The 24,096-nt window shown below is 51.5% G+C and carries 19 protein-coding genes; 7 read left to right on the forward strand and 12 right to left on the reverse strand.

Going from position 1 to position 24,096, the window contains the following annotated elements; genetic code table 11:
* Positions 1–203: 203 nt before the first annotated feature.
* The 7 genes from fba to Ga0123462_RS03810 form a co-directional block, all read right to left on the reverse strand.
* Positions 204–1,241, reverse strand: coding sequence for a class II fructose-bisphosphate aldolase (fba, locus tag Ga0123462_RS03780; RefSeq protein ID WP_100265073.1), 1,038 nt, complete (start codon positions 1,239–1,241; stop codon positions 204–206).
* Between the two features lie 98 nt (positions 1,242–1,339).
* Positions 1,340–2,794 (reverse strand): pyruvate kinase, encoded by a 1,455-nt coding sequence (gene pyk, locus Ga0123462_RS03785; protein WP_100265074.1) that lies wholly within the window; start codon positions 2,792–2,794, stop codon positions 1,340–1,342.
* Positions 2,795–3,973 carry a phosphoglycerate kinase gene (locus Ga0123462_RS03790; protein WP_100265075.1) on the reverse strand — a complete coding sequence of 393 codons (1,179 nt, stop codon included), beginning with the start codon at positions 3,971–3,973 and terminating at the stop codon, positions 2,795–2,797. It lies immediately after the preceding gene.
* Positions 3,974–4,146: 173 nt separating this feature from the next.
* Positions 4,147–5,151, reverse strand: a complete 1,005-nt coding sequence (gene gap / locus Ga0123462_RS03795; protein ID WP_100265076.1) for a type I glyceraldehyde-3-phosphate dehydrogenase — start codon at positions 5,149–5,151, stop codon at positions 4,147–4,149.
* A 29-nt stretch (positions 5,152–5,180) separates the two neighbouring features.
* On the reverse strand, positions 5,181–7,169 hold the full coding sequence (tkt, locus tag Ga0123462_RS03800) for a transketolase (RefSeq protein ID WP_100265077.1): 1,989 nt from the start codon (positions 7,167–7,169) through the stop codon (positions 5,181–5,183).
* Positions 7,170–7,312: 143 nt separating this feature from the next.
* The gene (glpX, locus tag Ga0123462_RS03805) at positions 7,313–8,266 is read right to left on the reverse strand and encodes a class II fructose-bisphosphatase (RefSeq protein WP_100265078.1); all 954 of its coding nucleotides are present in this window, start codon (positions 8,264–8,266) and stop codon (positions 7,313–7,315) included.
* 126 nt (positions 8,267–8,392) lie between these two features.
* Positions 8,393–9,184, reverse strand: coding sequence for an inositol monophosphatase family protein (locus Ga0123462_RS03810; RefSeq protein WP_232726599.1), 792 nt, complete (start codon positions 9,182–9,184; stop codon positions 8,393–8,395).
* A 112-nt stretch (positions 9,185–9,296) separates the two neighbouring features.
* On the opposite strand from Ga0123462_RS03810, the gene Ga0123462_RS03815 reads away from it, so the two are divergent.
* Positions 9,297–10,481 carry a 6-phosphofructokinase gene (locus Ga0123462_RS03815; protein WP_100265079.1) on the forward strand — a complete coding sequence of 395 codons (1,185 nt, stop codon included), beginning with the start codon at positions 9,297–9,299 and terminating at the stop codon, positions 10,479–10,481.
* Positions 10,482–10,532: 51 nt separating this feature from the next.
* Here the strand turns inward: Ga0123462_RS03815 and Ga0123462_RS03820 are convergent, their stop codons facing one another.
* Both Ga0123462_RS03820 and Ga0123462_RS03825 read right to left on the reverse strand, forming a co-directional pair.
* Entirely contained in the window at positions 10,533–12,128 is a 1,596-nt protein-coding gene (locus Ga0123462_RS03820) for an HD family phosphohydrolase (protein WP_198507390.1), read from the reverse strand.
* Positions 12,129–12,473: 345 nt separating this feature from the next.
* Entirely contained in the window at positions 12,474–12,992 is a 519-nt protein-coding gene (locus Ga0123462_RS03825) for a methyltransferase family protein (protein WP_232726601.1), read from the reverse strand.
* Positions 12,993–13,044: 52 nt separating this feature from the next.
* Between Ga0123462_RS03825 and Ga0123462_RS03830 the strand changes: the two genes are divergently transcribed.
* From Ga0123462_RS03830 to Ga0123462_RS03845, 4 genes are all read left to right on the forward strand, one after another.
* Positions 13,045–13,683, forward strand: coding sequence for a DUF6629 family protein (locus tag Ga0123462_RS03830; RefSeq protein WP_100265081.1), 639 nt, complete (start codon positions 13,045–13,047; stop codon positions 13,681–13,683).
* 142 nt (positions 13,684–13,825) lie between these two features.
* On the forward strand, positions 13,826–14,422 hold the full coding sequence (locus Ga0123462_RS03835) for a cytochrome b/b6 domain-containing protein (protein ID WP_100265082.1): 597 nt from the start codon (positions 13,826–13,828) through the stop codon (positions 14,420–14,422).
* Positions 14,423–14,432: 10 nt separating this feature from the next.
* Complete coding sequence (locus Ga0123462_RS03840; protein WP_100265083.1) at positions 14,433–15,242, forward strand: formylglycine-generating enzyme family protein; 810 nt, start codon at positions 14,433–14,435, stop codon at positions 15,240–15,242.
* A 167-nt stretch (positions 15,243–15,409) separates the two neighbouring features.
* Positions 15,410–17,902: a glycogen/starch/alpha-glucan phosphorylase gene (locus Ga0123462_RS03845; protein ID WP_100265084.1), complete on the forward strand. Its 2,493-nt coding sequence runs from the start codon at positions 15,410–15,412 to the stop codon at positions 17,900–17,902.
* Positions 17,903–17,954: 52 nt separating this feature from the next.
* Here the strand turns inward: Ga0123462_RS03845 and Ga0123462_RS03850 are convergent, their stop codons facing one another.
* From Ga0123462_RS03850 to glgA, 3 genes are read right to left on the reverse strand one after another with little or no spacing between them, the layout of a single operon-like run.
* On the reverse strand, positions 17,955–18,572 hold the full coding sequence (locus Ga0123462_RS03850) for a YigZ family protein (RefSeq protein ID WP_100265085.1): 618 nt from the start codon (positions 18,570–18,572) through the stop codon (positions 17,955–17,957).
* A gap of 7 nt (positions 18,573–18,579) precedes the next feature.
* Positions 18,580–19,503, reverse strand: coding sequence for an ROK family protein (locus tag Ga0123462_RS03855; RefSeq protein WP_100265086.1), 924 nt, complete (start codon positions 19,501–19,503; stop codon positions 18,580–18,582).
* Positions 19,500–20,957 carry a glycogen synthase GlgA gene (gene glgA, locus Ga0123462_RS03860; RefSeq protein WP_100265087.1) on the reverse strand — a complete coding sequence of 486 codons (1,458 nt, stop codon included), beginning with the start codon at positions 20,955–20,957 and terminating at the stop codon, positions 19,500–19,502. Before glgA ends, Ga0123462_RS03855 begins: the two co-directional genes overlap by 4 nt.
* Before the next feature lie 170 nt (positions 20,958–21,127).
* On the opposite strand from glgA, the gene pgi reads away from it, so the two are divergent.
* On the forward strand, positions 21,128–22,774 hold the full coding sequence (gene pgi / locus Ga0123462_RS03865) for a glucose-6-phosphate isomerase (RefSeq protein ID WP_100265088.1): 1,647 nt from the start codon (positions 21,128–21,130) through the stop codon (positions 22,772–22,774).
* Between the two features lie 232 nt (positions 22,775–23,006).
* Complete coding sequence (locus Ga0123462_RS03870; RefSeq protein ID WP_100265089.1) at positions 23,007–24,095, forward strand: TolB family protein; 1,089 nt, start codon at positions 23,007–23,009, stop codon at positions 24,093–24,095.
* Position 24,096: the final 1 nt, after the last annotated feature.

Raw genomic sequence — 24,096 nt, forward strand, 5'->3', positions numbered from 1 at the left:
TCCTTCCAATGTGTCTGTTTTATGACAATAGATGAAAAGCGATCACAATACTATATCTTCTGCACTTTTTACTGCAGATGAACAGGTCAGGGGGTTTCATCTGGAGCTGTTTCAACATGGCATGTCGATTTCTCTTATAAAAGAGCCTGAAAACAAAAAAGGCGAGCCATAAGGCCCGCCTTTTTTCGCGAAGATAAATCTTCTTACTTGTAGTAGCCGATCATCTGTTCCAGAGACTTCGGAGTGATCTTGTCGGCATGGCCGGCAGCACCGAAAGCAACGTAACGGTCAACACAGATCTGCTTCATTGCATCCTTGGCAACCTTGTAGAACTTGCGTGGATCGAAGTTCGAAGGATTCTCTGCCAGATGACGACGAATCGAACCGGTAGAGGCCATACGCAGGTCGGTATCGATATTAACCTTACGAACACCATGCTTGATGCCTTCCACGATCTCTTCAACAGGCACACCATAAGTTACGCCCATTTCACCGCCGAACTCGTTGATCACAGCCAGCCAGTCCTGTGGTACGGAAGACGAACCGTGCATCACAAGGTGAGTGTTAGGAATGCGGGCATGAATCTTCTTCACGGTATCAATGGAGAGGATGTCGCCTGTTGGCGGCTTGGTGAATTTGTAAGCGCCGTGAGAGGTGCCGATGGCGATAGCCAGTGCATCAACGCCGGTCTTCTCAACGAAGTCCGCCGCTTCTTCCGGGTCAGTCAGCAGGGAGGAGTGATCCAGAACGCCTTCTGCACCGTGGCCGTCTTCCTCGCCCATCATGCCGGTCTCCAGAGAGCCCAGGCAGCCCAGCTCGCCTTCAACAGACACGCCGCCAGCATGCGCCATGTCGACGACGGTCTTGGTGACGTTGACGTTGTACTCATATGAAGATGGGGTTTTGCAGTCAGCCATCAGTGAGCCGTCCATCATCACGGATGAGAAGCCGGACTGGATAGAGCGCAGGCATACTGCGGGCTCGGAGCCATGGTCCTGATGCATACATACCGGAATATGCGGATACTGCTCGATGGCCGCCATGATCAGGTGGCGCAGGAATGGTTCGCCGGCGTAGTTACGTGCGCCTGCAGAACCCTGCATGATGACCGGAGAGTTGGTCTCGTCGGCCGCTTCCATGATGGCCTGTACCTGCTCCAGGTTGTTTACATTGAATGCCGGCATGCCGTAGCCATTTTCGGCTGCGTGATCCAGCAGTTGTCGCATTGAAATGAGTGCCATTTCTTCCTCCTTATGTTTTAAGCGGGCATTTGGCCCAATGAATCAATTACAAGATTAACCTATATGCTGACTCTTAAGAGTCGTTTAATCAATCAACTTCAGTTGTTGAAGACCTCGCCAACGCGAACGATCTTCATCGTGTTGGTGCCGCCGGCTTTGCCCATCGGAGTTCCGAGCGTGACAATGACAAGATCATCATTCTCAACCAGTTCATCATGCAGCATCATGGCCATGATATCGCGGGTTGCCTGTGGCGCGTCCTTCTCTCCGTAATCGGAACTGACCGGTTTCGGAATCACGTTTCTGAACAGGGTAACGCGACCAGCAGTACTGCCAAGCGGTGTGAGCGCATAGATCGGAACCCGGGTCAGGTGGCGTGACATGTAAAGCACAGTATTGCCACTCTGGGTAAATGAAGCGATTGCAGTGATAGGAAGCATGTGGGATGTCTCCATCGCCTGACGGGCAATGCATTCGTCCACGGAGTGCGGTGGAAAGCGCGGATCGCGAGTCGAGGAGGAGGGGAGTACTTTCTGCTTCTCTGTTTCGATACAGGTGCGATGCATCGCTTTAACCGCTTCCACCGGATATTTACCAGCAGCAGTTTCGCCGGAGAGCATGATTGCATCGGTGCCATCCAGTACCGCATTGGCCACATCGTTCACTTCTGCACGAGTTGGGATCGGGTTTTCACACATCGATTCCATCATCTGGGTCGCTACGATCACCGGTGTGTTGTGTTTTGGCGCTTCACGCATAATGCGCTTCTGTACCGGAGGTACGGATGCATCACCAATTTCAACTCCGAGATCGCCACGTGCAACCATGACCGCATCCGACTCTTCCAGAATGCTTTCAAGGTTTTCCACAGCTTCAGCACGCTCAACCTTGGCTACGAGACCGGCATTGCATCCCTCTGCACGAACCAGTGACCGCGCATAAGCCATATCAGCACCGTCACGAGGGAAGGAGATAGCGATATAGTCCACGCCGATAGCACAGGCTGTTTTGATATCTTCCTTATCCTTATCGGTCAGTGCAGCAGCAGAAAGTCCGCCACCGGCACGATTAATGCCCTTGTTGTTGGAGAGGACACCGCCTACAACGACAGTACAGCGGATCTCCTGGCCAACCACTTCATCGACATCCATGACAATAAGGCCGTCGTTCAACAGCAGGCGAGCACCCGGTTCAACATCACCAACCAACTCCTTATAGGTAATGCCTACGCGTTCGTCATCACCCTCATTGAGATCCAGTGCACCATCGATAATGTACTTCTGGCCAACAGTCAGAGTGGTTTTGCCGTTCTTGTACTTGCCAATTCGGATCTTGGGACCCTGCATATCAGCAAGGATGCCGACACATACGCCATTGTTCTTGGCCGCGGTCCGCACCATTTCTGCACGGTTCCTGTGATCATCAGCAGTGCCGTGCGAAAAGTTAAGGCGCACGACATTAACGCCGGCTTTAACCAGCTGGTCCAGTACCTCCGGAGATTCGGAGGCCGGACCGAGTGTTGCTACAATTTTAGTTCTACGGAATTCAGTCACTTAGGCTGCACGCTCCTCTAGCATGGTAACGGCAGGAAGTGCCTTGCCTTCGAGGAACTCAAGGAATGCACCGCCACCGGTGGAGATGTAGGAGACTTTGTCTGCAATGTCGTACTTGTCTACTGCCGCCAATGTGTCGCCGCCACCTGCAATTGAGAAGCCTTTGGATTCAGCAATCGCCAAAGAGATTGTCTTGGTGCCTTCGCCGAACTGGTCGAACTCGAATACGCCTACAGGGCCGTTCCAAACAATGGTGCCGGCATTACGGATGATTTCGGCAAGCGCTTCAGCGGAGTCAGGTCCGATATCGAAGATCATGTCATCATCAAGGCACTCGTTTGCTGCTTTAAGGGTTGCTTCAGCAGTAGGAGAAAACTCTTTCGCACAAACGATGTCTGTCGGTACAGGAATGCTACCGCCATTGGCTTCAGCAGCTGCAGTCAAACGCTTGCATGTGTCAATAAGATCAGGCTCATAGAGCGACTTGCCAACAGGCAGGCCGGCAGCCGCAATGAATGTGTTGGCGATTCCGCCACCCACAACGAGCTGGTCAACCTTTGTAGAGAGGGACTCAAGTACGGTCAGCTTGGTGGAGACTTTGGAGCCGCCCACGATGGCAACCATTGGGCGTGCTGGGTTGTCCAGTGCTTTACCAAGTGCTTCCAGTTCTCCAGCCAGCAGTGGTCCTGCACAGGCAACAGGGGCATAAACACCGGCACCGTGGGTAGAAGCCTGAGCGCGGTGTGCGGTGCCGAAGGCGTCCATCACGTAGATGTCGCAAAGGGCTGCATACTTCTTGGAGAGCTCTTCATTGTTTTTGCCTTCACCGACATTGAAGCGCACGTTTTCAAGCAGTACGACTTCGCCATCGGCAACATCGAAGCCACCGTCGAGGTAGTCACGGATCAGGCGGACAGGCTTACCAAGAAGTCCTGCGAGATGGTCGGCAACAGGCTGCAGAGAATTTTCTTCACTGAACTCGCCTTCAACAGGACGGCCAACATGCGACATCAGCATCACTTTGGCGCCGGCATTGGCAGCGTGGGTGATGGTTGGCATGGAAGCGCGGATACGGGCATCGGAAGTTACTTTTCCATCTTTGATCGGGACATTAAGGTCTTCGCGGATCAGGACGCGTTTGCCGGCAAGATCAAGGTCGGTCATTTTAATTACAGACATTCTCTACTCCTTCAGATAAATAGATCACACACTTGCCAAAAGTGATGACAAGGCTGTGACATTAGATTGAACAACAACGTGTGAACGTTTGTCGCTGCCTGCTTGCTTCCACCATCAGATGGCAAACAGGCAATGACAAACGTGGGAGCCGAAGCTCCCACGTAAGGTTGATCTTAGTTGTTCGCTACGTGGCGGACAAAGCGCATCATGTTGGCGGTATAGCCATACTCGTTGTCGTACCAAGCAACCAGCTTCACGAAAGTGCCGTCAAGTGCGATACCGGCGCCCGCATCGAAGATCGATGAGAACCCGCAACCGCGGAAGTCGGTGGAAACCACTTTCTCGTCGGTGTAGCCGAGGGTGTCGCCGATTCCAGGTGTCTCGGAGGCCTCTTTTACAGCTGCACAGATCTCTGCATATGAAGCATCGGAGTTGAGCTCGCAGGTGAGGTCAACAACGGATACGTCAGATGTAGGAACACGGAACGCCATGCCGGTCAGCTTGCCGTTAAGGTCAGGCAGTACAACACCAACCGCCTTGGCAGCACCGGTGGAGGACGGGATGATGTTCTCGAGGATGCCGCGGCCACCGCGCCAGTCTTTCATGGAAGGGCCGTCAACAGTCTTCTGGGTTGCAGTTGCAGCATGAACGGTGGTCATCAGGCCACGCTTGATGCCGAACTTGTCGTTGATCACTTTAGCAAGCGGAGCCAGGCAGTTGGTGGTGCAGGAGGCTGCAGAGATGATTGCCTGACCAGCGTACTCTTCATGGTTTACACCATATACGAACATCGGGGTTGCATCTTTGGAAGGTGCGGACTGAACAACCTTCTTGGCACCTGCATCAATGTGTGCCTGGCAGGACTCTTCGGTCAGGAAGAAGCCGGTGCACTCAAGAATAACGTCAGCGCCAATCTCATCCCATTTCAGGTCTGCAGGGTTACGCTCAGCAGTAATGCGGATGGTTTTGCCGTCAACAACGAGGTTGCCGTCAACTACAGATACATCACCGTCGAAATTGCCGTGAACTGAATCATATTTCAGCATATATGCAAGGTAGTCTGGATCGAGCAGGTCGTTAATGCCCACAATCTCCATGTCGGTGAACTCTTTGGCTACAGCGCGGAATGCCATGCGGCCAATGCGGCCGAAGCCATTAATACCAATTTTAATTGTCATATTATCTTCTCCTCTCCGTATTGTTTAACTTAAGCTACTTCATTCACTGCTGCGATAACTGCTTCAGTGGTAATGCCGAACATCTTGAACAGTTCACCGGCAGGAGCCGATTCACCGAAGGTGTCGATACCGACTACCTTGCCGTTCAGGCCAACATACTTGGCCCAGAAGCCAGTAACACCTGCTTCAACCGCAACACGTGCAGTCACGGATGATGGCAGTACTGACTCTTTGTACGCGGCATCCTGTTTGTCGAAGGCGTTGGTCGATGGCATGGAAACCACGCGAACGTTCTTGTCAGATGCGGCGGCAGCTTCCATCGCCAGTGAAACTTCAGAACCGGTTGCAATGATGATCACATCTGGTGTGCCATCACTATCTTTCAGGATATAACCACCGCGCTCAATCAGTTTGATCTGCTCGGAAGAGCGGTTCTGGTGCGGCAGGTTCTGACGTGAGAATATCAGTGAGGTCGGGCCGGTCTGGTTCTTGATCGCAACCTTCCATGATACAGCAGATTCAACTGCATCGCATGGACGCCATACATCCATGTTCGGAATCATGCGCAGGGTTGCAGTCTGCTCAACCGGCTGGTGGGTCGGTCCGTCTTCACCAAGGCCGATGGAGTCATGGGTGAATACTTCAATGTGACGTACCTTCATGAGGGCTGCCATGCGCAGTGCGTTACGTGCGTACTCTGAGAACATAAGGAAGGTTGCACCGTAAGGAACAAAACCACCGTGCAGTGCGACACCATTGATCATTGCAGCCATGCCGAACTCACGTACACCGTAGTTTACGTAGTTGCCAGCAGGATCTTTAACGACTGGCTTGGCACCGGACCAGAGGGTCAGGTTGGAGCCGGCCAGGTCGGCGGAGCCGCCCAGGAATTCAGGTGTGATCTTGGCCAGGCCTTCGATGGCGTTCTGTGAAGCCTTGCGAGATGCGATGGTTTCACCTTTTGCAGCCACTTCAGCAATGAATGCATCAGCGCCTGCGTCCCAATCGGCAGAGAGCTCATTGTTGATGCGGCGAGTGAATTCAGCTGCTTCTGCAGGGTATTCAGCAGCGTATGCAGCGAAGCGGGCATCCCAATCAGCTTCTGCAGCAGCGCCTGCATCTTTGTTGTCCCAGCCGGCGTATACATCATCAGGGATTTCGAAAGGCTCGTACTCCCAGCCCAGCTCCTTGCGAACCAGAGCGATCTCATCGTGACCGAGAGCTGCGCCGTGGCAGTCATGCGTGCCAGCCATGTTCGGGGAACCGAAACCGATGACGGTCTTGCAGCAGATCATGGTTGGTTTGCCGGTTTCAGCCTTGGCGGTTTCAATCGCCTGCTTGATCTCTTCAGCGTCATGGCCATCTACACCGCGGATAACCTGCCAGCCGTATGCTTCAAAGCGGCCCGGGGTATCATCAGAGAACCAGCCTTCAACATGGCCATCAATAGAGATGCCGTTGTCATCCCAGAAAGCGATCAATTTGCCCAGGCCCAGTGTGCCGGCCAGTGAGCAGGCTTCGTGGGAGATGCCTTCCATCAGGCAGCCATCGCCGAGGAATACGTAAGTGTTGTGATCAACGATGGTGTGGCCAGGCTTGTTGAACTGTGCTGCCAGTGTCTTTTCGGCAAGTGCCATACCTACACCGTTGGTGATACCCTGGCCCAGTGGCCCGGTTGTGGTTTCAACGCCCGGAGCATATCCGTATTCCGGGTGACCCGGAGTGCGTGAGTGCAGCTGACGAAACTGTTTCAGATCATCCATACCCAGATCGTAGCCGGTCAGGTGGAGCAGGGAGTAGATCAGCATAGAGCCGTGACCATTGGAAAGGATGAATCGATCGCGATCAGCCCATTTCGGGTTGGTCGGGTTGTGTTTCATGTAGTCATTCCACAGGACTTCGGCGATATCCGCCATGCCCATTGGTGCACCCGGGTGCCCGGAATTTGCTTTCTGTACGCCATCCATTGCGAGTGCGCGAACGGCATTGGCCAAGTGTCTACGGCTGCTATTACTCATATGCTTAAGTTCCCCTTATCTAGGTTTATAATAATGCAGGCTGAACAGTTACAGAGTTAACTCTTCATGCCCAATCAGTACTTGTTATCCCCTCATAAGCCAGGCTTATGAGAATGGCCCGGTTTCTAAATTACTTTTAGAAATCAGACGTGAAGTGTTGTTTGAACCCGGCGGATATTGCCGACTGAGCCGGAAAGGACGACCGTGTCGGTAGTCATGTAACGGCCATCGGCATCAGTTCCAACCTTGACGTGGTGCACATAGGCACCGGAAGTCAGGCCGGTTGCAATGAACATTACATCGTCAGATGTGACCAGCTCATCACGGGTGATAATCCTTTTGGTGTCAATTCCCTCTTCCTCGCAAAGCTTAATCTCAAAATCCTTCTGAGGCGCCATGCGACCAAACATTTCCGCTCCCATTGCGCGTGCAGCGCAGGCAGTTACGATTCCTTCAGGTGTTCCGCCGATGCCAAACAGAGCGTCGGAGCCCATATTCAATACGGCCTGGATCGCGCCGTTCACATCACCGTCAGTTGCCAGGCGAACTTTTGCACCGCAGGCATATACATCACGAATCAGATCCTGGTGACGTGGCTTATCCAGAATAAATACGCGAATCTCACGGATATCCTTACCAAGTGCCTTCGCCAGTGCGCCGAGGCGGTCGGCAACAGGTGCTTCAGGATCAATCTTGCCGCGTGCGGCTTTGGGATAAACCTGCTTGTCCATGTAGAAACAAGAACCAGGGCGGTACATGCTGCCTGCCGGAGCAGCAGCCAGTGTTACGATGGAGCCAGGCATATCCTTGGCAAAAAGGTTGGTTCCTTCAATCGGGTCAACAGCGATGTCGACACCGACTCCGATGCCGGTACCTACTGGTTCGTCGTCATACAGGGCAGGTGCCTCATCCTTCGCACCTTCGCCAATGACAACAACACCTTTCATGTTGACCTGGTTTATGCGTTCACGCATTGCATCTACTGCAAGGCCATCACCCTCATCTTTCTGGCCGGAACCGACGAATGGCGCGCATGCTCGAGCAGCCGCCTCGCATACTTCCACCAAGTCAATTTTAAGATCGCAAACAGTGCTCATGCGGGCCCCCTCCTGCCATGATTTAAGAATCAAATGATTTTTTTAGCAGGCGCACCCTAGCTGATTTCACAGCAAAAATCGACCCTGATAAGATTGAGTCAAAAAGTGCTTTATTATTCGTATGGTTCATGATGTTAGTTGTTGTTTTAGCTCTCTCTGAAGTTGAGCGTTACATGTGGCGAGAATAGGGGAAGAAAGGTGTGATACCGGAAATAGTGGCGCCCCGTGAAAATCACCGACACAGCCTCCGGCCTCTGAGACAAGCAGGCTTCCCGCAGCGAAATCCCAGAGCTTTTCTCCGCCATGAATAATAAACTGTCCACGGCCTGCAGCGAGCCATGCCCACTCCAGAGCACAGCTGCCGACATTACGCTGACTGCGGTATGATCTTTCCGTGGCCAGTCTTCTGGCGATTTCATGATCGAGCCGCTTAAAATCTATATAGCCGACACTATTGGCGAGGTTCTCTTCCTCGGAGCAGCGGATCGATTTGCCGTTGAGTAAAGCGCCATTGCCGACTGATGCCGTGAAGGTCTCGGCTCGTATAGGATCATGGGTGCATGCCAGAACCACATGGCCATCCACGATCAGGGCCAGTGAAATCGCAAAACCAGGGAAGGTGGCGGCAAAATTGGTGGTGCCATCGAGTGGATCGAGACACCAGAAAGCAGCCTCCTTGTTCAGGCAGCTAAGTTGTTCCTGTCGGCTCATCTCTTCACCAAGGAATCCAATGCTGCTATCCAGTGCTGCAAGCTCTTTTTCTATGAATATCTGGCAGGCAATATCGGTCTCGGTAACGATTGAACCGTCTGTTTTGCTGACGGCCTGAACCGACGATTCATAAGCAGGCATGATAATCGTTTCACCAGCCCTGATCAGTATTGCGGATATCTGATTTAGCATCTGCTCCAGTCTCATGCGCTTCTATCCTCTGCTTACTATTTCGGATGCATCCCGGTCAGGAAAAATTGGGGGTGCGATGCATCCCGGAAGCCGCTATTATGCCGTGCCAATCATAGGAGGGCTAATCATGGCTTTGAAAGGTAAAATGGTGATCGGACAGTCCGGTGGTCCGACCGCGGTGATCAACCAGTCACTGGTGGGTGCTGTGCTGGCGGCAAGGAATCAATCCGATATTACCGGTATTCTTGGGGCTCACCACGGCATTGCCGGTATCATGAAGGAAGACTTTATCGACCTGACAACTCAGAGTGTTGATGACCTTGAAACGCTTGCTGCCACGCCTGCTGCAGGCCTTGGTTCCGTTCGCCTGAAGCCGGGAAAAGCCGAATGTGAACGTGTGTTCGAGGTGTTCAGGAAAAACGATGTGCGCTACTTCTTTTATATTGGCGGTAATGACTCAGCTGAGACCGCTCATATCATCGCCGAGATGGCCAAAGAGGCGAACTATGATTTTTGCACCATCCATATCCCAAAAACGATTGATAACGATCTGAAGGTGACTGATCACTGTCCCGGTTATGCGTCTGCGGCCAGATTCGTTGCGCTGGCATTCATGGGCGATGACCGCGATAACGCAGCCCTTGCCGGCGTGAAGATTAATGTGGTCATGGGTCGCCATGCGGGTTTCCTGACTGCAGCATCGGCGCTGGCGCGTCAGGGTGAAGGGGATGGCCCTCATCTGATCTATCTGCCGGAACGTGTTTTCGATGTCGCCTCATTCCAGTCTGATGTGAAAGCCGCCATGTCCAAATACGGCCGTTGTCTTGTTGCAGTTTCAGAGGGTATCGGGGATGCCGATGGTAACCCTGTGGCAACGACTGGTGAACGAGATTCACACGGTAATATCCAGCTCTCTGGTACCGGCGCGTTGGGTGATTTTCTCTCTGGTAAGGTGAAAGAGGCCTATGCGGGCGAATCGGTGCGTGTTCGTGCTGATACCTTCGGTTATCTGCAGCGCAGTTTCCCGACCATTGTATCCGAAGTGGATGCGAAGGAGGCGCGCATGGTGGGTGAGTACGCCGTAAACCATGCGGTTGCGACTGCTGAACCTGGCTCTGTCGCTATCCGCAGGGTTTCAGATGTGCCTTATGCAAGTGAATGCTTTATCACCCCGCTCTCAACTGTGGCACGTGAAGCGACCGAGATGAAAGATGAGTATATCAGTGCGGCAGGCAACGACGTTACACAGGCATGGCTTGATTACGTAGGTCCGTTGGTCGGAGAGCTTCCAAAGATGGGTAAGCTGTTCTGAGTTCTCTGAAGCTGATGAAAACAAAAAAGGGCTGCCTGTTGGCAGCCCTTTTTATTGCATTTTGAAAGGGTAACCGGGGATCTCGAAAGGCTCCTCAATATCAATCAGTTTCGGATTCATAAACTTGTGGGCATAGGGGAGATAAACCTTCTCATGGATAAAGATATCGAATAGAACGGGATCAATGTGGTGCTCCTGCTTCATCTTGCCAAGGATGGCGAGCGCTTCGGAGAGCTTCTTGCCCTCCTTATAGGGGCGGTCCTCAGCCGTGAGTGCCTCGAAAACATCAGCAATTGCCATTACTCTGGCCGGTACGCTCATTTGCTCTCGTGTCAGGCCAAGAGGGTAACCCGTGCCATCCATGCGTTCGTGGTGACCGCCGGCATATTCCGGCACCTCTTTCATGTTTTCAGGGAATTTCATCGACTTGAGCATCTTGATAGTGACCACGATATGGTCGTTAATAATCTGCCGTTCCTCTTTATTGAGTGTGCCGTAGGTGATCAGAAGGTTTTTCAGTTCTTCTTCAGAGAAGAATGGGGTGGTATGCCCTTCGCAGTTGCACCAGGTGCGGGCTGAAATGGATTTAACGCGCTCCTGAAGTTCTGGCGCCATGAATTCTGACCCTTTGTTACAGTGGCGGATAAAATCGCGCTCGCTGTTGAGGGTGGCGATCTCATCGTGGTAGCGTCGTTCAATCGCTTCTGCTTCGGGGCTGTCTGACTCAACCTTCATAAGGTTTCTCAGCATGGCGATTTCAGCATCTCGTTTAAGTACTTCAAAGCGTGTGTCGATCAGGTGGATGCGGTCGTGGATTGTCTCCAGTTTGGTTGCCTTGTCGACGACATGAACCGGCGTTATCAGTTTGCCGCAGTCATGCAGCCATGATGCCACCTCAAGCGCATATCGCTTCTGCTCAGTCAGCTTGAACTCCTTTAAGTGTTCGGTGTCACGGCTGGCTGCTTCGGCAAGGGAAAGGGTCAGTAGTGGAACGCGTTTACAGTGCCCTCCTGTGTAGGGCGACTTTTCGTCAATGCCGGTTGCGATGGTTTTAATAAAGGAGTCAAACAGCTCTTTGAGATCATCGATTAGTCGTTTGTTGGTCAGGGCAATGGCCGCCTGACTGGCCAGAGATTTAACCAGATGCGTATCGTTCCTGTCGAACGCTAACACTTCTCCAGTAGCCTTGTTCTGCTTATTGATCAGCTGGATGACGCCTACTGTTTTCCCTTCATGATTAATCATCGGCACAGAGAGCATGGATCGGGTACGATAATTCATGCGTTCATCAAACAGACGGGGGCCAGTGAAATCGAATTCAATGCTGTTGTTTGCATCGTAAACATCTGGAAGGTTAACCGTTGCCTTGTTCAGGGCGGAGTATGCAACCACTCGCTCGTTGTTGGGTCTTCCATCACGATGATAAAGTGAGATCGCTTTGAATTGAACAGGACGATTGCTGGTGCCGCCCATGGCAATGCCGAGCGATGTGGTGCGGACGATTTCAAAATTCAGCTTATTGTCATCGTTGACTGTATAGAGTGTTCCGCCATCAGCGCGCGTAATGAGCTTGGCTCCGACCAGGATCATTTCCAGAAGGCGAGGCATATCGTTCTCAGAAGAGAGAGCAATACCAATCGCATTCAATTTTTCTATCCTCGAAAGCAGGTCAGAGTTCTGCTTCTGTTCCCCTGAGCCCTCTTCCGATGCACTGTTTATGTGTGGAATCCTTCCTTCTCCTGTCATCACAAGTCTAACTGTACCAGTAGAGTAGGCATTCAAGCCAGAAGGATTTTTTGTCAGTTTCAGAAATCCTCTTTTCCTCCCATGATACGTCTTCTCAGGGGTTGGTGCATATCCTGAATATCGTGCTGCATCAGAAATCCAAAGCTTATGCGAAAATCATAAATCGCCCACATAGTGTCTGCATAATGTTTAAGTGCTGTGATAAGAGTCACTAGCCTGATTTCCTGTCTGTTTATTCAGGGGCCCTTAGAGCCAACGGCGGACGGTTGATTTGTAGTTGATGTACCTTTCGCCAAACTGTTTTTCCAAAGCCTGCTCTTCAGGTTCGATTTGAAAGCGGTTCATATAGAGTATGAATCCCATGACTACGAACAGGCCGAAGCGGACACCCAGCCAGAGGCTTAATGATGTTAGCAGTAGAGCCAGGCCAAGATACATCGGGTTTCTGCTAAAGCGGTAGATGCCGGTAGTTACCACGCTTGAGCTTTTTTCCGGATAGCGGGGGTCAACGGTTGTTTTATTCCTGAGAAGAGTGATTAGTGCAGCGAGATCAACAGTGGCTGCTGCGATCAGCAAGACTATGGCGATAATTCGCCGGATCTCAATTCCCATGCTGTGCGTACCAATAAAGACGCTAAGCCCCCAGATCATCAAGCCGCATATAATGGCAATTGGGAGTGGGGGAACCTTTAGTTTGAGTCTCTCCATGGCACTATCATGACTATAAACCGATAAAATCAACAGCTTGTCTTCATGGCGGGTCATGGTTTGCGGATATATTCATTGCCCCAGGTAGGCCTGAAGGGTAGCAGGTGGTATGTGTTTTTCGGCCACAGCCAGCTTCATCGTCGGGGGATCGTTGATCGCCGTGGGCGCAGTGACGCTTAAGCTGGTAAAAGAGAAACGTGAATTGGCATTTGCGATGATTCCTCTGCTGTTTGGTGTCCAGCAGCTTGTAGAGGGGGTGCTCTGGAGTTCATTTCACTACAACATTCCCGACCTTAGAACGGCGATGACTTATATGTTCACAATGTTCTCGCATGTACTGTGGCCGATATATGTGCCGTTTGCAGTTGGGCTGCTTGAAACAGATCCATGGCGCTGCAGGGCGATGTGGGTTTTCCGTTTCATAGGGGTTTCTGTCAGTGTTCACCTGTTGTTGCTAATCATTCTGATGCCTTTGAATGCAGTGGCAGATCAACATGTTATCTATATCTCGCCGCGCCTGTACGAGTGGCCAATGATGTTTCTCTATATCACTGCCACCTGTCTTGTTTCGCTCTTCTCAAGCCACAGGATCATCCGGTTTTTTGGCGCATTGGCCATACTGATGTTTATCATCTCCTATGCTTTTTATACGGTCGCTTTCTTTTCTGTCTGGTGCTTCTTCGCGGCAATACTCAGTGTGATAATCCTTATTTTCTTCAGGGGGAGAAGGGGTATGCCAGTCACTTGAATTGAGCGACAAAAGGGGCAGGGTTGCCGGCTCTCTGGGCGGGGATGTTTTTTTCTTTCGAACAGCTGTTCAATATTAGATATTGATAATATAATAAACTTATTTTATAGTTCGTGGCCAATTACTGGTTTTGGAGGCTTACATGGATAGAATCGATAAGGCGACGCGAGTTTTTCACTATCTCTTTATCGCAACCGTCGCGTTCCAGCTCGGCAGTGCGCTGATAATGCGCGTTCCTGAACCGGGCAAGATGGTGATCTTTGAGAATGTGCTGTTCTCACTGCATATCATGCTGGTTGGCTGGACTGCATATCTGATTAGTTTCATCTATGCCATGACCCGTTTCGCGCAGAAGGATGCCTGGGGACGTCTGGTGCCATGGTTCTCGAAAAAATACCGTGCTGAATTTTTCAAATCTGCCAAAGAGGAGCTGCCCGGTATCTTCACCGGCAAGCTGGCCCCACCAGAAAATCGCACCGCACTGGCTGGAGCCATGCATGGACTGGGCTTTCTTACGTTGATTGCACTGGGATCTACGGGGGCATATGTGATGAATGGTGTGCGTTCTGACGGCACCATGACCGATGACATGATGTTTATGTTCGAACTTCATGAGTTTTTCGGTGTCGTAATCTATGTCTTTATCGCTTGTCACGTATCTATGGTGGTATATCACCTGATCCTCGGCCATAAGCGGGTTCTTGATATCTTCGAGCGCATTAAAATCAGGTGGAAGTAGGGAGAGCAAGATGAATTTTCACAAGAGCGGCCTTATTGGCCTGATATTTACGTTAGCCCTTTTGGCAGCACCTGTGAACGCTGCAGCTGATGATCCGAAGCTTGGTGACACCATGACCGATGAGTTCGGTCACGAGTTCGTCTATATCGCCCCCGGTAAATTCGTCATGGGTACTCCGGAAGGCGAGATCGGCCGCTATCCCGATGAAGTTCAGCACGAGGTGGAGATCAAGAAGGGCTTCTGGCTCGGAAAGTATGAAGTCACTTTTGATCAGTACGACCATTTCTCTAAGAAGACAGGTAACTCCAAGGCCAGGGATGAACACTGGGGGCGCGGCAATCGTCCTGCCATCCATGTTAAATGGCAGGATGCCCAGATGTATGCTGACTGGCTGACCAAGCAGAGCAGGGATAAAGGTTACAAGTATCGTCTGCCGACCGAGGCAGAGTGGGAATATGCAGCCCGTGCGGGAACGACGACGGCCTTTTCCTGGGGTGACAATCCTGACGACTTCTCCGATTATGCATGGAACAGCACCAATGCCGATTTGAAAACCTACCCCGTTGGACAGAAGAAGCCGAACCCGTGGGGCCTCTACGACATGCACGGCAATGTCTGGGAGTGGACCGGTTCATACTATAAGCAGGAGTGGGATGGCTCTGAGTTGAAGTACAGTGATACCAAGTCCAATGAAGATCGCTCTGTTCGTGGTGGTGCCTGGTACCGTTTTCCGAAGGATCTGCGTTCGGGTGACCGCCGTGTGTTCCATCCGCGCTATCGCCTGCCGTATATAGGCTTCCGCTTGCTGCGTGAACAGTAAGTAGAGAACAACATATAATACATGTGAAAAAGGCTGCTATTAGCAGCCTTTTTCTTTTCTCTGCAATGACTCCAGATTGACTTGAAAGGGGTGTTTGGACAGGGTGCGCGCCCGTAAAGCAACTATTACAAGCCGCAACCGGGTGCTGCTTTCAAGGGTGTATTCAGATGACAGAAGAGATTAAACCAATTCGCGATATCAGAGATGTGCCGCCGGTTGGAAAAACCAGTGACGATCTTGTCAATGGTATTCAGCGCCACTACTTGCGCACCTTTGGGCAACATAAGCCGAACAACTCCATTCACTATAAATACAAAGCATTTGCCACCACGATCAGGGATCGCCTGATGGAGTGCTGGATCAATACCAAAGAGGCACATGAAGAGCTGGATAAGAAGCGTGCCTACTACCTCTCACTCGAATTTCTTATGGGTCGCACCCTTGGCAATGCCGTGCTGAATCTCGGACTTGATGAACAGGCTACAGAAGCACTTCATAAGCTTGGTTTGGATCTGGAAGAGATTATTGAAGAGGAGTCAGATGCAGGGCTTGGTAATGGTGGTCTGGGACGTCTTGCTGCCTGTTTTGTAGACAGTTGTGCCACACTTCAACTACCCGTGGTCGGTTACGGTATCCGCTACGAATACGGCATGTTCCGCCAGCAGATTGTCGATGGCAATCAGGTGGAAGAGCCGGACCACTGGCTGAGGAACGGCAACATCTGGGAGATCGAGCGTCCTGAGCATACTCAGGCTGTTCAGTTTGGCGGCCATACCGAGTCCTTCCTGGACAAGAACGGCGTGCGACACAGCCGATGGGTTGATACGCAGGATGTGCTGGCCGTACCATTTGATACGCCGATCCCTGGGTATAAAAATGGCACCGTCAATACGTTGCGTCTCTGGAAATCAGCGGCAACCGACGAATTCAACCTCGGCGAGTTCAATGCTGGCAGTTACCCCGAATCGGTGGCCGCCAAGAATGAGGCGGAGCATATCTCAATGGTGCTCTATCCGAATGATGCCAGTGAGAACGGTAAAGAGTTGCGCCTGCGCCAGCAGTATTTCCTGGCATCAGCCAGTATCAAGGATGTACTCAGGCAGTGGACTGAGGTGCATGGTTCTGACTTCTCTGCATTTGCCGAGCAAAACTGTTTCCAGCTTAACGACACCCACCCTACGGTATCAGTTGCCGAACTGATGCGTATCCTGATGGACGACTATCGCCTGCAGTGGGACGAGGCATGGAATATCACCAAGAATACAATGGCATACACCAACCATACGCTGCTGCCGGAAGCACTTGAGCGCTGGCCGGTTTACCTCTTCGATCGCCTTCTGCCGCGTCTTCTCGAGATTATCTTCGAGATCAATGCCCGTTTCCTCTCTGAGGTGGCCAACCGCTGGCCGGGTGATCTTGAGCGTATGAAACGCATGTCAATTATCGAGGAGGGACCGGTTAAGCAGGTACGTATGGCCTACCTGGCACTGGTTGGCAGCTTCTCGGTTAACGGTGTGGCGCAGCTTCATTCAGATCTGCTGGTCAAGGGGCTCTTCTCCGAATTTTATGCCATGTGGCCTGAGAAGTTTAATAATAAGACCAATGGCGTGACGCAGCGCCGCTGGATGGCATGGTGCAACAAGCCAATGTCGAAACTGATTTCTGACACCATTGGTGAGTCCTGGGTAACCAACCTCTCCGAGCTTCGCAAGCTGGCTCCCTATGCCGATGATGCCGGATTCCGTGAACAGTGGGCTGCCTGCAAGCGCGAGAACAAGGAGCGCCTTGCTGACGTTGTCGAGGCTGAGTGCGGCGTACGTTTTAATCCGGATGCGATGTTCGATATTCAGGTGAAACGAATCCATGAATACAAGCGCCAGCTGCTCAATATCCTGCATGTGATTCATCTCTATGACCGCATTAAGCGTGGCGACACTGAGAACTGGACGCCGCGCAATGTTCTGATCGGTGGTAAAGCTGCTCCGGGCTACTATATGGCCAAGCAGATTATCAAGCTTACCAACAATGTGGCCGAAGTGGTCAACAACGACCCCGATGTTGGCGACAAGCTGAAGGTCATTTTCTTCCCGAACTACCGCGTTTCTGCAATGGAGTTGATTGCTCCTGCAGCGGATCTTTCCGAGCAGATATCCACGGCAGGCAAGGAGGCCTCCGGAACTGGCAATATGAAGTTCATGATGAACGGAGCGCTTACCATCGGTACGCTCGATGGCGCCAATATCGAGATTCGGGAAGAGGTGGGCGATGAGAACTTCTTCCTGTTCGGTCTCACGGCTGAAGAGGTGGAGGCTGTTCGTGGCAGTTACGATCCAAATGCAATTATCAAAGCTGACAGCGATTTCTCGCATGTTATGGAGTTGCTCGAGTGCGGTCACTTCAGTCAGTTTGAACCGGGATTGTTTGCATCGATAATCGGCGCTATTCGCAGCCCCAACGACCCCTGGCTGGTGGCGGCAGATTTCCGCTCCTATGTCGATGCACAGCAGCAGGTCGCCGACGCATTCAAGGATCAGCAGCGTTGGCAGAAAATGAGTATTCTGAATACTGCATACAGTGGCAAATTCTCCACCGATCGTACGATGGAGGATTATAACCGGGATATCTGGAAGCTGACGCCCGTTCCCCCAAAGTGTGTATGATACAGCCGGAGTATGAGTGAATTGAAACGCGGAGCCGATGCTCCGCGTTTTTTTATTTCTGTAATAAGCTCAAGAAGGCTGTTCCGTGACTGGCGTAAGTAATGGCATCTGCAAGTTCATCCTCCGTTCCGGACTCTATCTCTATACGGAATGTCGCATCGTTTTGATAGACGACATCCTTGATCTCGATACTCATCTTATCCAGCAAACGCCGCATGCTACTCTCCAGTGCAAAGGGGGTATGAAGCGTGGCTGATGTGATGTCGATATGCCGTGTTAGCGGCAGGGCGTCGATCGCCTGTTGTACTGAACTTGAGTAGGCGCGAACCAGGCCGCCTGCACCCAGTTTGATGCCGCCAAAGTAACGGCTGACCACCACCACGATTTCTCCGATACCTTTATGTTGAAGTACATTCATCATCGGTTTTCCTGCGGTTCCTTGTGGTTCTCCGGCATCCGACATGCCTCGCTCGATTGATGTCTCTGGATGACCAGCTATATAGGCCCAGCAGTGATGGCGTGCTTCAGGTTCGCGGTCTCTAACGGATTCAATAAAGGCAAGGGCCGCCTCTTTCGATGCGGCATGAGCAGCATCGGTAACAAAACGGCTGCGTTTGATCTCCTGAATTACAGAGATATGTTCGGCCGGAATGTTGTACGATGAAGCCACGAAGGCCTCAGTTGATGGAGGCGATTACGGCTGCTCCGAGCAGGCCCGCATTGTCATTGAGGCTGGAGGGTAGAACCTTCACCTTGCCGCGAAGCGGTGGAATCAGGTTTTCATTCAATGTATTCATCAGCGAGGGATGAATGAATTCCCACGCATGGCTTAGACCGCCGCTTATCGTGACGCTTTCAAGATCGAGTAGTTTAACTGACTCGGCAATCGCCTGCCCCAGATACGAGCCAGCTTCTGCGAGAATTGAAACGGCTTCTTTGTTGCCATCGCAGGCCAGTTTGAAAACCTGACGCGCATCTGCTTTTATGCCGCTGGCAAGATAAAACCTGTCGGCTACTGCAGTGGCAGAAGCGTATGCCTCAAGGCAGCCGCTGTTGCCGCAACCACATTCCCGTCCATGCTTGGTGACCACGCGAAGATGACCGAACTCCATCGCCATTCCATGCTCTCCGGTATAAGGGCTATCATTTAGAATAAGACCGCCGCCCACGCCTGTTCCGAGCGTGATGTGCAGGAGGTTTGTTTTGCCCTTCCCGGCACCAAAACGCTGTTCACCGATAGCTGCGCAGAGAGCATCGTTCTGGACAGCCACATGCATACCAAGCTGTTCTGAGAGACGCTCGGCGAGTGCAAAATCTTCCAGTAGAGGAAGATTCGGAGATGCCGCCAGAACACCTGAATTGCCGTGGAAGAATCCGGGAAAACCGATTCCAATGGCGGGGGTCGGATGTTGTTCCATGAATGGGATGATCGCTTTGCTGAGGGTCTGAATCACACAGGTTTGGGCTTCCTTTTGCGATGTCTGCCCATGGCTGCTGAGTCTGGCTTCAAACCGGCCCTCTTCAAGGATGGTGCCATTCTCGCTGACCACGGCCAAGCGAAGATTGGTGCCACCAATATCAGCAGCCAGCACTCTGGTCATGTGGCAAGTAATTTCCCGTAGAGTTCAGCATATTTGGCTGCTGAGGCCTCCCAGGATGAATCCCTTTTCAAAGCGTTGCTGCGGATGCGCGCCCATATGGTTTTATTCCTGAACAGGGCGATAGCCTGTTCGACAGCTTTATCGAAAGCCTCTGGTGTGGCATCGGAAAAATGGATGCCGGTGGCATCGCCCCGGCTTCTGTTATAATCGGTGACGGTATCCTTGAGGCCGCCGGTGGCACGAACAACGGGAACCGTGCCATAGCGCATTGCCATCAGCTGTCCCAATCCGCAGGGCTCAAAACGAGATGGCATCAGAAAGATATCTCCGCCGGCATATATTTGTCTGGCCAGCTTCTCATTAAAACCACGGTAGAAGTGAAACTGGCTGCGGTTGTTGTCGGCGATATGTTGCAGGGCCTGCTCGCTGTGGCTGTCTCCAGAGCCCAGAACAACGATCTGATAGCCGCGGTCAATCCAGCCCTGAAGGTTGGCGATCATCAGGTCAATGCCTTTTTGCTCTGCTAGCCTTGAGATCAGCACCATCAGCGGTGTATCTTCGGAGACATCAAGCCCGCACGCTTTCTGCAGTTTGGCTTTGCAAACTTTCTTGCCGGCAGTTCTTCCTGCCGCATAACTGGCTGGAATCGCATCATCGTTGGCAGGGTCGAGATCGATGATGTCTAATCCATTGACTATGCCTGAGAGTTTTTCGGCATGGTTGAGAAGAAAACCCTCAAGCTGGCAGCCGTACTCAGATGTCATGATCTCCTCGGCATAGGATGGACTGACTGTGGTGACCGCATCCGCTGAAGCAATGCCCGCTTTCATACAGTTGATCTGGTTATGGAACTCGAAATCATCAGCATGGTAGTGGTGGCTGGGGATACCCAACCGGTGTATCCAGTCTGGTGAAAAGTTGCCCTGATAGGCGAGGTTGTGAATGGTGTATACTGTCTTGGCATGTGCAATGGTGGCATGGTGCTGATACTGGGTTTTCAGAAGTACAGGAATCATGCCTGTCTGCCAGTCATGGCAGTGAATGATATCCACTTTTTTGCCAAGGCCTGCAGCTGCTTCAAGTGCCACGCGGTCAAATAGCAGAAAGCGCAGCAGGTTGTCCTCATAGGCGCCGCCGGCAGGGCCATAAAGCCCTTCACGGTCGTAGAGGTCATCCTGTTCGATGAGGATATAGCGCAGTCCGCCAACTTTCGCTTCATGTAGCGGGCAGAACCGCAGCACGCCGTCTGCCCACATTTCGATGGTGGTATCCATCGGCTTCGTTCTGATGCCGTTCTTCACTAGGTGTTGGCGATAGAACGGCATAATCACCGTTACTTTATGGCCAATGTGCTGAAGTGCATGCGGTAGTGAGCCGGCTACATCAGCGAGACCTCCGGTTTTGGCAAGCGGGGACGCTTCCGATGCGGTAAATACAATATTCAGCTTGGCCATCTCTCCTCTCCCTCTGTGCTACACCGGCCATCCTACCATGCAGGCGTCCTGCAACAAACAGTTGCGCAAGGGAGGATCATTTGAATCCTGATCAGACAAGGTTTAGCCTGTGCAAAAGCTGGATAATGTGCTGCTGACCATCCGTTGATCGGTAGCATAGGGGAGGGGGAGTGTCTGAGCTGACGCAAACTGCTGCATGGAAAAAGCTGGCGGTGCACGCCGAAGAGATGAAAAAAGTGCATATGAGAGATCTCTTTGCCGACGATCCGAAGCGCTTTGATAAATTCTCCACCCATTTTAACGATATACTTGTTGATTACTCCAAGAATATCGTCACAGAAGAGACCATGGCGATGCTGATGGATCTGGCCCGTGAACGCGATGTATCTGGCTGGACACAGCGCATGTTTAATGGCGAGAAGATCAATAATACTGAAAACCGAGCTGTATTGCATACCGCATTGCGTAACCGCTCCAATACCCCTGTGATGGTTGATGGCCATGATGTGATGCCGGATGTGAATCGCGTGTTGAAGCAGATGCGTGAATTCACTGAATCAGTCCGTTCCGGCGAATGGCTGGGAAGTACAGGCAAACCTATCACGGATATCGTCAATATCGGCATTGGCGGCTCTGACCTTGGGCCAGTGATGGTGACTGAGGCGTTAACGCCATTCGGGCGCGATAAGCTTCATATGCACTTTGTCTCCAATGTGGATGGAACCCATATGGTAGAGACTCTCAGGCACCTCTCAAGGGAGACAACGCTGTTTGTCATTGTATCAAAGACTTTTACCACCCAGGAGACGATTACCAATGCTCGTACTGCGCGAGACTGGTTCCTCACCCGTGGAGGCAGTAAAACAGCAGTGGCTAAACACTTTGTTGCCGTTTCAACAAACGCCAAGGCGGTCTCCGCATTTGGCATCGATACAGCCAATATGTTCGAATTCTGGGACTGGGTAGGTGGCCGCTATTCGCTTTGGAGTGCGGTAGGTTTATCCATTGCACTCTATCTTGGCATGGATCATTTCGAGGAGCTGCTCGAAGGTGCACATGAGATGGATAATCATTTCCGAACTGCGCCGCTGGAAGAGAATATCCCGGTTATTATGGCCATGCTGGGTGTCTGGTATAATAATTTTTTCGATGCTGATTCGTATGCAATGCTGCCGTATGATCAGTATATGCATCGCTTTCCTGCCTATTTCCAACAGGGTGATATGGAGAGTAACGGCAAGCGTGTGACCCGCGATGGCAAGCCGGTCGATTATTCGACCGGTCCAATCATCTGGGGCGAGCCGGGCACCAATGGTCAGCACGCTTTCTATCAGCTGATCCACCAGGGCACCAAACTGATTCCTTGTGACTTTATGGCTCCGGTTGAGACCAAGAACCCCGTAGGGCGTCATCATCCGATGCTGTTATCCAATTTTTTTGCTCAGACCGAAGCCCTGATGGTGGGTAAAACGGAAGAGGAGGTTCGCAGGGAGCTTGCGGATGAGGGTTTGAGCGGAGATGCGCTGGAAGCTCTTGTGCCCCATAAGGTGTTCCCAGGCAACAAACCGACCAATTCGATCCTGTTTCAGAAACTGACCCCGAAAACGCTGGGTGAACTGATTGCCATGTACGAGCAAAAGATTTTTGTTCAGAGCGTTATCTGGGGACTGAATGCCTACGACCAGTGGGGTGTTGAACTGGGCAAGGAACTGGCACGCAAGATTCTCCCGGAGCTGGATGATTTTGAGGAGACAAAGAACCATGACTCCTCCACCAACGGCCTGATCAACTATTTCAAAGAGCATCGAAAGGAGTAGAATTACTCTTGCATGGAGTAGTATTTTACTGAGTGAAGTGTTCAATGAACACAGGGATGCTGGCATGACCTCTAATCTGGTTAATGCCACATTAAAAGGTGTTAACATGTGACAAAAGTCACAACTGATGAAAAGGTGGCAATCGCATAATTCGGCAGGCTTAAGGTGGGGGCCTGGTTGTTGCAGAGAAGTCGTCACGAAGCATAATATCGATTATCCAGGAGATCATAGCATGAAACTCAGGTATCTACTGTCAGGCGTTATTATTGCAGCTACGCTGATTCAGCCCTCGCTAGCAATTAGTCGCAGCATGAATGCTGCATCTGAACCTCTCTATCCTGTTACTCCCTATATTGCCGAAAAGAGTGTTGATACAGTTTACCCTTCAGTGGCAGGCGAGTTTCTGGTTTTCGGTCAGGTGAAGAGAGAAGGTTTTTCTATTCATCGTACTTCCAAATCATCTCCAAGCACCAGTCAATACAAGCTGAAGAAGCTCGCCCTGGTAGATGATATGCGTTATGGCGTTGCAGTGAAAGATGGTTCGGTTGGTTATGTGAGCAATCGCGTAGGGCCGATTTCTGCATGGATGTGGCAAGGTCGAGGGGATGGGCAGGTAGCGATTGTTTCTCAGGCCACCTACAGTGGCGGCCTCACCCCTTACCATCTGAACGCCTCACCTGACGGTAGAGTCTGGTGTTTTGATTCGACGTACCAGAAATTGAGATATAATCAGATGTTCGCCGAATTTATCAAATTTGGCCACTATGAGTTGATTGGGCAGCAGTGGCGAACTTATGACTCTGATAGCTTCCGCAAAAAATCTGCATATATGGCCACAAAAACAGGAAATAACAACAAGTTTGATCCTCCGGTCTTGTATACGTTCCAAAGAAACAACTCTCAGTTGGTCATGATTCCCAATGCCTTTGACGGGGCAATTTCTCCGGATGGAAAAAAAGTTGCATTTGTTAGGGAAACCGATGGCAATTATGATATCTGGATGCAGGACATTGATGGTAGCGACCTGATGCAGCTGACCAGCTCCCAGTATGGCGATTTTGAGCCGACCTGGAGCCCGGATGGCAGAAAACTCGCTTTTGTTTCCAACCGTGATTCGGGCGGAGATGTACTTCTCACTTCGATTTATGTGCTCGATATTTCTACAAACCGCATCACCCGCCTGACCAATTCATCAGTTGCGACAGATGGTGGCCCTGCCTGGTTTGATGACAACAGCATTTTGTTTCATTCCAATCGCAGTCTGGATAGAGACAATGGCAAGGGTTCAACCTGGAATATCTGGAAGCTGGATATCAAATAAT

Origin of the sequence: Mariprofundus ferrinatatus (genome assembly GCF_002795825.1) — a bacterium.
GTDB classification, from domain to species: Bacteria; Pseudomonadota; Zetaproteobacteria; order Mariprofundales; family Mariprofundaceae; genus Mariprofundus; species Mariprofundus ferrinatatus.

Coding starts and splice junctions, on each gene's coding strand:
- fba (WP_100265073.1), bottom strand. CDS start 1,241: ATGGCACTCATTTCAATGCGACAACTGCTGGATCACGCAGCCGAAAAT.
- Ga0123462_RS03790 (WP_100265075.1), bottom strand. CDS start 3,973: ATGTCTGTAATTAAAATGACCGACCTTGATCTTGCCGGCAAACGCGTC.
- gap (WP_100265076.1), bottom strand. CDS start 5,151: ATGACAATTAAAATTGGTATTAATGGCTTCGGCCGCATTGGCCGCATG.
- tkt (WP_100265077.1), bottom strand. CDS start 7,169: ATGAGTAATAGCAGCCGTAGACACTTGGCCAATGCCGTTCGCGCACTC.
- glpX (WP_100265078.1), bottom strand. CDS start 8,266: ATGAGCACTGTTTGCGATCTTAAAATTGACTTGGTGGAAGTATGCGAG.
- Ga0123462_RS03810 (WP_232726599.1), bottom strand. CDS start 9,184: ATGAGACTGGAGCAGATGCTAAATCAGATATCCGCAATACTGATCAGG.
- Ga0123462_RS03815 (WP_100265079.1), top strand. CDS start 9,297: ATGGCTTTGAAAGGTAAAATGGTGATCGGACAGTCCGGTGGTCCGACC.
- Ga0123462_RS03825 (WP_232726601.1), bottom strand. CDS start 12,992: ATGACCCGCCATGAAGACAAGCTGTTGATTTTATCGGTTTATAGTCAT.
- Ga0123462_RS03830 (WP_100265081.1), top strand. CDS start 13,045: ATGTGTTTTTCGGCCACAGCCAGCTTCATCGTCGGGGGATCGTTGATC.
- Ga0123462_RS03835 (WP_100265082.1), top strand. CDS start 13,826: ATGGATAGAATCGATAAGGCGACGCGAGTTTTTCACTATCTCTTTATC.
- Ga0123462_RS03840 (WP_100265083.1), top strand. CDS start 14,433: ATGAATTTTCACAAGAGCGGCCTTATTGGCCTGATATTTACGTTAGCC.
- Ga0123462_RS03845 (WP_100265084.1), top strand. CDS start 15,410: ATGACAGAAGAGATTAAACCAATTCGCGATATCAGAGATGTGCCGCCG.
- Ga0123462_RS03855 (WP_100265086.1), bottom strand. CDS start 19,503: ATGACCAGAGTGCTGGCTGCTGATATTGGTGGCACCAATCTTCGCTTG.
- glgA (WP_100265087.1), bottom strand. CDS start 20,957: ATGGCCAAGCTGAATATTGTATTTACCGCATCGGAAGCGTCCCCGCTT.
- Ga0123462_RS03870 (WP_100265089.1), top strand. CDS start 23,007: ATGAAACTCAGGTATCTACTGTCAGGCGTTATTATTGCAGCTACGCTG.